The 1,820-nt window shown below is 59.4% G+C and carries 1 protein-coding gene; it reads left to right on the top strand.

Annotated elements, in window-relative coordinates; all coding sequences use genetic code 11:
- Positions 1-917: 917 nt before the first annotated feature.
- On the top strand, positions 918-1,820 hold a 903-nt coding region (locus EOA27_RS34790), incomplete at its 3' end, for a glycosyltransferase family protein (RefSeq protein WP_127258552.1).

Genomic DNA, 1,820 nt, shown 5'->3' with positions numbered 1-1,820 from the left:
TTCGTAGGGAGATTCGCCGAAGAAGAGTCGATAATTCGCGGCGAAGCGGCCCAGATGGGTGATCCCCACCTCCATAGCGACCGCAGTTATGCTCAAGCCGTCAGCACGTGCCGCAGTAAGGAGCCGTCTGTTCATTGAGACGGAGCGCTCTGATGAATTCGAGCGGGGCTACGGCGAAGGTAGTGCGAAAGGCGTAATCCAGTTGTCGACGGCTAACACCGATTTCCTTGCACAGTCGAACAATGGGTATGTCTTCCCGGATATGAGTGCGAATGAAATCCTCGGCCGCCGACGCTTGTCTTAAATGACGCGACAATCGCTCTGAACAGTGGCGGCGCGCCGCACTGGCGCGAGACGCTCACGCGCCATTCGATGGGCCGGCGTGCCCTTCGTCTCTTACTCGTGACGTCCGTGAGGCTCGTGACGTCCGTGAGGCCTTCGCGCGGCATCGATCGCAGCAGTCATAACAACTGATGGGCTTACGTCCGGGGAGCAAACTGGAGGCATCCGCGCTGAATTCGTCTGGGGCGACGAGCTGACCTCCGGTGGCCAGCATATGGAGAACAGTTATCGATGCTGCTGACCGACAAAGTGTGTAGTGGAGTCGCACTTGTTCAGGTCGGGGAAGACAGACCCGAGCGCTTCGTGCGAATGTAGCTCCATGAAGGGCTTCGGATTGGCGCCCATCACATCACGAAATGCGGGGTCCAGAGTGAAGAACGCTATCTGATCTTTCGCATCGCGCCGGTCGCATGGGAGACTATGAATTCGCGGACGGTGAGGGGCGATCTGCGGCCTCTTGGGTAATACGAATTGAAAATTGCGCCCTCATGTTTCACAACAGGTCGGTTAGGCCTCAGGATGGCTTCCCCAACCGCCCCGGTTCCCAAGGCGAGAATTCTAAAAGACGTTCAGAAATGATCCAGCACGTACAAGACGCTCGAATTCTCATGTACAGCCACGACACGTTCGGGCTCGGCCACCTGCAGCGCTGTCGGACCATCGCGCATTCGCTGGTCGAGGATTTCCGCGGACTTCAGGTGCTGATCATTTCGGGTGCGCCCATCGCCGGCGCGTTCGATTATCGCGCCCGTGTCGACTTCGTGAAGATCCCCAGCGTCATCAAGTTGCGCAACGGCGAGTACACCTCGCTGGAAAAGGATATCGATCTGCATGAGACGCTCAGAATGCGCCAGTCGATCATCCGCCACACGGCCGAGACCTTCCGGCCGGATATCTTCATCGTCGACAAGGAACCGCTCGGCCTGCGCGGTGAGATCGAGGACACACTGTCCTACCTCAAGACGCGGGGTACCACGCTCGTGCTTGGCCTGCGCGAGGTGATGGATGCGCCGCATCTGCTCGAAGCAGAGTGGGCACGCAGGGATGTGATGCGCAAGATAGGCCTGTTCTACGACAAGGTCTGGGCCTATGGCCCGCCGGATTTCTACGATCCGTTGACCGGCTTGGATGTGCCGCCGGCCGTCAGGGCAAAGATGAGGTTCGTCGGTTTCCTGCAACGGCGCCTGCAGCGGAACGAGTTGCCCGGCCACCGGCCCGAGGGTGAGTATATCCTTGTTACCACAGGGGGCGGCGGTGACGGCGCGGAACTGATCCACGACGTCATCGATGCCTATCAGCAGAACCCGCAGTTGCAGCACAGGGCGCTGATCGTGCTTGGGCCTTACATGCCGGCGCGCAAGCGCAACAAGCTGCTCAAGAAGGGGGCCAAGATCCCCTGCATCAAGATCATCGAGTTCGACAACCGCATGGAAGACCTGATTGCCGGGGCCAAGGCGGTAGTGGCGATGGGCGGTTAC

Origin of the sequence: Mesorhizobium sp. M2A.F.Ca.ET.037.01.1.1, assembly GCF_003998075.1 — a bacterium.
GTDB lineage: Bacteria > Pseudomonadota > Alphaproteobacteria > Rhizobiales > Rhizobiaceae > Mesorhizobium.
The sequence above is the reverse complement of the archived record's forward strand: the minus strand, read 5'-3'. Positions and strand labels throughout refer to the sequence as shown.